Genomic DNA, 7,101 nt, shown 5'->3' on the forward strand with positions numbered 1-7,101 from the left:
CGCCTACAGTGTAGCACTGCAGGCGTTAAATTTAGAATCTTAAACAATAAGATGATAAAAAGGATTAAGCCAATTCAGCTTGCAGCCAAGGCCAACCTTGTTTCTTACGGCTTAAGGTATTTTCCATCATCAACATGCCATCTTGTTCGTGTTTGGTCAGTTTTTCAGCCCATTCACCAGTATAAAGAAGACGGGTCTGCGCGGTGGTAATGTCGGTCAACATCACGGCGGCAAACGCAAGGCCTTCCTCTTCGCAGCGACGAACTAGGTCTGCTTGAATGGCGTCAATCATGCCATCGACTTGTTCAAGCGTTGCCAATTCCACTTGACCAACCACCACATCACGGCCGTTGAATGGGTAAGCTTTCAAATCTTTCTCAACAAGTTGAGCGGCAGATAAACCTTCAATGTCTGTTTTCGCAATCAAAAGCGCTTTAATAAAGGCATCAAGGTCTTCAACCTCAGCAATTTCAGCCAGTGCCAGCACAGCTTCTTTATCTTTTGGTGTGCACGTTGGAGACGCAAAACCGACCGTATCAGACAAAATCGCAGACATCATCAATATGGCTAAAGGACGTGTGATTGGCGCATTTTCCATCTTGAATAGGTTGAACAAGATAGTACAGGTACAACCGACTGGCCAAATCCACGCTTCTAGCGGATTCACTGTCATTACGTCACCTAGGCGATGATGGTCAACAATACCGAGAATTTCCGCTTGGTTGATGTCATCAGGTGCTTGCGCAAGATCGGTATAGTCCACAAGCCATACTTTTTCGCCCGCGACGCTAGTGCGAAGTTCAGGTTGATCAACACCGGCTGTTGCAAGAATGTGTTGAGTTTCACGGTTAATTTCACCCTGACGAACAGGCGTTGCTTCTAGACCACGTGCTTTAAGTAATTCAGCAGCAACTAATGCACCACAAATGCTATCACTATCTGGGTTTTTATGACCGACAACGAAAATCATCTTTCTTCCTATTTTAATGCTATTTGATGGCCTATCGAAGGTGATAGGCGAGATTGCTCACAAAGGCCGATACTTTACCTGATTTTCAGAATTTGTCATGGCTTGTGGTTAAGAAATTATGGCTAATTTAGCGCAGCATTCCGCTACCCCGAATCATTCAGTTAACCTGAGCACTCTGTTAACAAGGGCACTCCACTAACAAGAGGTAATCACTGCTCGGCTGGTTAAGCCACTTGCCAAGGAGACTTCAAATACTTTGACTGGCTCTGGCGAAAGCTTATCTCCTGTCCAGTAGTCATACCAATCCACTGGCTGGCTCGCTGTTAAGGTATAGTCACACGCCTCACCTTGGTAATTGAATAAGCAGTGCAGATCATTGCGTTCTGTTAACTTTAAAAATAGGTGATTGAGAGCCAATGAAGTTGGCTTAGCCGCATCTTGGTTGTGTTTGCGCCTAATCATTAACTTATTTAGGCTCTGCTTAGCAAAAGAGGTCAATTCTGGGAGTGGATCACCTGAAAGCAATAAGCCACCACACGCAAGCAATACATTGCGATGAAATTCATAGCTGATGCGATCGGTCGATTGATTCGCAAGCGACGTCAGTGTTGCGCAATCAGGATCAATTTGCCATAACTTGCGGTGCTGCCAACTGCGATAAAAAGTCTCTTTAGCGATTTGTTCAAAGCGCTGTGGCGAACGCTCGACATCGTCCGAAACACGCATGGCATCTACTAAACCCAGTGATGGCCACATCGGCGCGTTACATCCAAGTAACCATGCCTCTCCCGCGCCTTCTGCTATCGCCTGCATACCTAAACGGTACGCTTCAACACCCGTCACTCCCGACTGATAACGCCGCCCTTTAAGTGCTCCCCAATAGTTCGCATCTAACTTAAACAGCTCAACCCCCCACTCTTCTTTCATGGTTTTGATCACATGGGTTAAGTATTCCTGCACGTCAGGATGAGAGCCATCCAGCACATACCAAGGTGTACAACGCCAGCCACCGTAGGTTACTTCTTCAGCTTTCAGTGGTTGTCTTTGAGCATTTTGTACAAACCAATCTGGATGTTGCTTAAACAATTGAGATTCAGCTTGTGCAATGAAGGGAGCGAGCCAAATTGCGGGTTTTTTCCCCGCTTGTTTGATCTCTTGGATCAGCGCTTTAACACCACGAGAAAACTTATCGGACGGCGTCAACCAATCGCCCATAAACGCCTGATAGCCATCATCCAGCAACACCCATTCTAGCCCCGAAAGTTCTCCTTGCATTGCCGCAAGGTTGGTTAGGATGTGCTGTTCATTAACATCGGCATAATAGGCATACCATGAACACCATCCAACGGGCGCAGGTTGTGCCACACCAGCACGCGGCGTATGGTGACAACTAATATATTGCGCATACTGTTGATACAAACCTGATAATGAATCACCTTGCAAAATAACGACGGATTCTAAACTGTTATTTGTCCAATCTTGTGGATGGGTCTGCTCGCCGTCAATGGAAGCGACTAAATAGGTGCCCGTCCTTTCCTCAAGCATTTCAAAATAGCCAGCAAAACGGTGGCAAGAGGTAAAACCAAACAGTTGGTATCCGGTGGATTGTTCAATCACCAGCGTGTTGTAATAACGTTGGCTGTCTTGCAGCGGGTAAATCCGGTAGCTCAAGCTATTGTCAGGGCAACGCCCCACATCCACCGGATGATGCAGCGAACCTGCAGTTTGCGCTAGCATTTGAAAACCGTCACCAATCACTCGTGCGTCCGATTCAACGTCAAATAAAGTGCGAAACAGCGAGTAGTGATCGGAAATGGGCGAGTTATGTATTCCTGAATAGGAAAAACTGATCTCATCGCCTTGCAATTGGGCAATCAAATCCGGTTGAAGTAACTCAACTTCTCGATGACATGGCAGAGTGATCGTTGTCATAACACCTCAGTACAAAGTACAAATTGTTGTTCTGGCAGTGTCTAATGAATTCGCGTTACATGTAAGTTGTTTTGATCACGTTTTCTCTTTGACGTGGCTCCGTATGCTGTTTTATTCAACAATGAGAACGCCCAAGGTACAAGTTTGGATGTGACAAGTAAAACGCCAGCATGTTTGCTGGCGTTTCGTTGAGCTAATGACGGAATTACGCCACTTCGATTGGTCCACCGAATGACGTCACTGGTGGTACTTTACCAGTAAATTTCTCGAAATCGACAATGCAAGTATTGGCTGAAGTGGCTTGCGCCAGCTCAGATGAGCCGACATCGAGTGTGAGTGTATTTGGATCGCCATAGGTGCAAATAGCTCCCTCTTTTTCATTCAACGGGCCATACCACGCCCCCTCTTCGATACGGATCACGCCGCGCGGGTAGCCATCGCTTAAGACGGCACCAGCTAATAGCTGGCCGCGATCATTAAATACGCGAACTAAATCCCCTGCTTTAATGCCTTTTTGTTTCGCATCGATTGGGTTGATATACACGGGCTCACGGCCATTGACAGCATAGGTCGCGCGATACTCTTCTGACTCACACATTTGTGAGTGCAAACGCTTATCTGGATGACAAGATTGTAACCAATATGGATGCTTATCTGAACCTGGGCCACCGTGCGAACGCTCGGTTTTTTCAAACCACATCGGGTGATCTTGGCAATGTTCATAGCCATAACGCCCAATCTTACGTGACGTAATCTCGATAAAGCCAGACGGTGTACCCAATGCGTTTATCTCAGGGTCTTTACGGAAATCGGCGTGGCGAACCCAAGGTTGGCCTTCACCAAAATCCAGTACGCTCTGCTGCCAAAACTGTTCAAATTCTGGTAAATCAAACTTACCCGCGTTGGCTTTTTTACACTCGTCATAGAGCGAACGGACCCACTCCATCTCATCCATGCCGCGTGTGAACTCTTCATGGCGGCCAAAGCGACGCGTCAATTCAGTGAAAATCTCAAAGTCAGTACGTGATTGGAACAAAGGATCAACCAAGCGGTGCATGGCAATCAAACCCTTGCCCGAATAAGAACCGTATACATCGATATCATTGCGCTCAAACTGAGTACAGGCAGGAAGAACGATGTCGGAGAAACGGCAAGTCGCCGTCCAAGCAAAATCGATCGTGACGACGGTTTGAAGCTTGCGGAACGCCTTCTTCATTCGGTTACGATCTTGGTGATGATGCCACGGGTTGTTGCCTGAAATAACCATCATTTTGTAATCAGGTAGTTTTACGCTCGAACCGTTGTAGCGGATCTCTTTACCCGGCTCTAGCAAACAATCGACCCAACGGGCAACAGGAATCGTTTTACTGTAGCCGTTGTAGTCTTCGTTGTCCCATTTCGGTTTTGAACCCGTATCTAGGTTACGTGGAAAACCGCCGGGCGAGGCAAAACCGGTTGATGGGACCCCAATACCAGAATAATGATGTCCGTAGGAGATCCCCCCGCCTGGCAGGCCAATTTGACCAACCATCGCCGCCACAACCGCACCAGCCCAGTAAGGCTGTTCGCCATGCTCTTGACGCTGAATACACCAACCAAACAGTAACTGAGTTCGGCCATTAACGAGCATACGTGCAAATTCGCGGATCTTATCGGCTGTTACGCCACAAATCTCGGCGGCCCATTCTGGCGACTTAACAATCTTATCTTTCGTTTCGCCTTGAACGTACTGAATAAAAGGTTCAAATCCTAAGCAATAGGTTTTGATGAACGCCTTGTCATACAGATCTTCGTTATACAACACATGCGCCACCGCCAACATAAACGCCACATCGGTCTGTGGGTTAATGTACCAATGGTCACTGTTTAAGAAGCGCTGGGTTTTATTCTTGACTGGATCAACCGAAATAACGTTGATCTCTCCTTTTGCCACTTTTTCTTTCAACTGATCAAGATAAGGAAAGGATTGGTGCGTTTCACAGTTCCAGCCAACTTGCAGGTTTTTTACCGGGTCGGTCGCCCACAAAACAATGTTGTTTGAATGCTCAAGAATTTCCGACCAAGAGGTTCCTTGGGCATACACTTCTGTCGAACCTAACACGTAAGGAAGAATGGTTTGGCCTGCACCTGTTGAGTAATCACCCACTTTAGTGATGAAGTTACCGTGCATACCTACAGCGCGTTGCATCATCGCTGTACAGTTGTGAAATGACCCCGTTTGGTTCCAACCCGTTTGTCCTGCATGCAGCGCCCAAGGGCCGTACTCTTTTTGTACGCGCTCAAGTTCACGATAAAACAGATCCAACGCTTCATCCCAAGTGACGCGGATAAAACGGTTGTTGCCGCGTGTTTCGCCGCTGTATTTATGTTTTTTGAGCCAATCAAGGCGAACCATTGGGTAACGCACTCGTGATGGGCTATAGATAATGCCTTTGATTCCATTGAGCATATCAGTGGGGTGCGTGTCTGACTCTAGCGGCTTGACCGATTGTACTTTTCCGCCATACACACGTGCGCGAAATGCACCCCAATGAGAGCCTGATACTTTCCAACTGCCTGTTGTTTCTGCCGCGTTAGCCGATGTCGAGACCAATAAACTTGGCCCAATAACCGACGCCGCACTGGTGGTTGCTACACCTTTAAGAAAACTTCTTCGTGTAATCGCCATATTTAAAACTCCGTTTGACGTGGATTAATGGTGACCTTCAGCAAAATCTGAAGAGTGTTTTTGTAGATACTTCAAGACTAACGCTTCGCTGTCTGTGTCGAAGTTGACGAATGCCATCATGCCGTTAAACATGCCCGGCCAAGTATTCGCATCAAAATGCGCTTCATCTGGTTGGCTATGACAGACAGAGCAGTTCGTTTTATAGGCCTCACCCGCTTTTTCCCAAATTGGATCCACGCTATCGAGCATGGCTTGTTTTTTCATCCACACTTTCGCGTTTACTTTTTCCCAAGGTAGACCGGTGAGATCATCGACACGCTTTTCACCAACCGTGACGATTGCATCATTTTGTGCCGCTTCTTTCATCAAGGAGCCCACAGCGATGTTCATACCAAAATCTTCTTGGATCACACGACCAAAGCCTTTTGCTTTACGCCAACCATCAATTTCGATTTGAATCATCTCTCCTTTCTCATCCAATACCGTGACTGCCGATGCTGGGTTCAGAAGACCGGCTTCGACTTTGGCTTGCGCATCTTCATAAATAGGTAAGAAGCGAACGCTCACCACTTGCTTGCCGACCGAGTAATCGGTTTTAGATGCCAACTGCTCTAGTTCGCCAATCAGTCCGCCTGAGCTATCCATATTTTTAGGCAGGTTGTGGGCGATCCCTTTATGGCAATCTAGGCAACTTTGATCTTTTTCCGCTGCTTGTTTCATCTGAATACGCGCGGTTGCCGACATCTGTTCGAAATCCATCGAATCGTAATTGTGGCAATTTTTACATTCCAATGAGTTGTTGGCTGAAAAGCGCTCCCACTCATGCTTGGCCAATTCAATACGGCGCTCTTCGAATTTTTCAGGGGTACCTAAATCACCAAAAACTTGCGCAAATACCTCCTTAGAGGCTTGCATCTTACGCGCAATTTTAGCGGTCCATTCGTGTGGTACGTGGCAGTCTGGGCAAGTGGCACGTACGCCTGAATGGTTTTTCCAGTGCACGGTTTCTTGCAGCTCAACATAAACGTTGTCGCGCATTGTGTGGCAGCTGATACAGAATGCTTCTGTGTTGGTGGCTTCCAGTGCAGTATTAAAACCGCCCCAGAAAATCACACCGGCGATAAAACCGCCCATCGTGAGCACACCAAGGCTGATGTGCACGGCTGGACGAGTCATAGTGCGCCAAATTTTGACTAACAATGATTTCATGATTCGCTCTCTTAAATTTTCGATCAAAAGGATTACGGGTGAACCGTGGAATTAACCGTGCGCACCAGGAGGACCAAAGAGGAACACTTGCAGCATCCAAACAATGAATCCATAACCGCCGACAAAGGCGATACTTAAGATCGGAAAGAGAACCACTGTGATTAAGAGGAAAGACTTCCACTCAAGCGAACGTTTCTCATTACTCTCTATTTTATTAACATCACTCATACATTTGCCTGTTTTGTATTTCAGTCATTTTGAGCAGCTCGACGACAGAGCTCAGCTTATTACTATTTCTGATACGAAATGTTAGACCATACTC

5 protein-coding genes are annotated in these 7,101 nt (G+C 46.9%); all 5 read right to left on the reverse strand.

Annotated elements, in window-relative coordinates; all coding sequences use genetic code 11:
• Window positions 1–64: 64 nt before the first annotated feature.
• Window positions 65–970, reverse strand: coding sequence for a manganese-dependent inorganic pyrophosphatase (locus B9J84_RS00310; RefSeq protein WP_010320151.1), 906 nt, complete (start codon window positions 968–970; stop codon window positions 65–67).
• A gap of 195 nt (window positions 971–1,165) precedes the next feature.
• Complete coding sequence (locus tag B9J84_RS00315; RefSeq protein ID WP_094123271.1) at window positions 1,166–2,902, reverse strand: glycoside hydrolase family 36 protein; 1,737 nt, start codon at window positions 2,900–2,902, stop codon at window positions 1,166–1,168.
• A 205-nt stretch (window positions 2,903–3,107) separates the two neighbouring features.
• Window positions 3,108–5,570 carry a trimethylamine-N-oxide reductase TorA gene (gene torA, locus B9J84_RS00320; RefSeq protein WP_094123272.1) on the reverse strand — a complete coding sequence of 821 codons (2,463 nt, stop codon included), beginning with the start codon at window positions 5,568–5,570 and terminating at the stop codon, window positions 3,108–3,110.
• A 24-nt stretch (window positions 5,571–5,594) separates the two neighbouring features.
• Complete coding sequence (gene torC, locus B9J84_RS00325; RefSeq protein WP_026028567.1) at window positions 5,595–6,779, reverse strand: pentaheme c-type cytochrome TorC; 1,185 nt, start codon at window positions 6,777–6,779, stop codon at window positions 5,595–5,597.
• A gap of 51 nt (window positions 6,780–6,830) precedes the next feature.
• Window positions 6,831–7,007: a trimethylamine N-oxide reductase system protein TorE gene (gene torE, locus B9J84_RS00330; RefSeq protein WP_010318622.1), complete on the reverse strand. Its 177-nt coding sequence runs from the start codon at window positions 7,005–7,007 to the stop codon at window positions 6,831–6,833.
• Window positions 7,008–7,101 lie beyond the last annotated feature (94 nt).

This window comes from Vibrio sp. V03_P4A6T147, assembly GCF_002241085.1.
In the GTDB taxonomy this organism is placed as follows: Bacteria; Pseudomonadota; Gammaproteobacteria; order Enterobacterales; family Vibrionaceae; genus Vibrio; species Vibrio anguillarum.

What these genes read in the sequence shown, in the direction of transcription:
- torE (WP_010318622.1), bottom strand. Translation starts at nt 7,007, where the DNA reads ATGAGTGATGTTAATAAAATAGAGAGTAATGAGAAACGTTCGCTTGAG.
- B9J84_RS00310 (WP_010320151.1), bottom strand. Translation starts at nt 970, where the DNA reads ATGATTTTCGTTGTCGGTCATAAAAACCCAGATAGTGATAGCATTTGT.
- B9J84_RS00315 (WP_094123271.1), bottom strand. Translation starts at nt 2,902, where the DNA reads ATGACAACGATCACTCTGCCATGTCATCGAGAAGTTGAGTTACTTCAA.
- torA (WP_094123272.1), bottom strand. Translation starts at nt 5,570, where the DNA reads ATGGCGATTACACGAAGAAGTTTTCTTAAAGGTGTAGCAACCACCAGT.
- torC (WP_026028567.1), bottom strand. Translation starts at nt 6,779, where the DNA reads ATGAAATCATTGTTAGTCAAAATTTGGCGCACTATGACTCGTCCAGCC.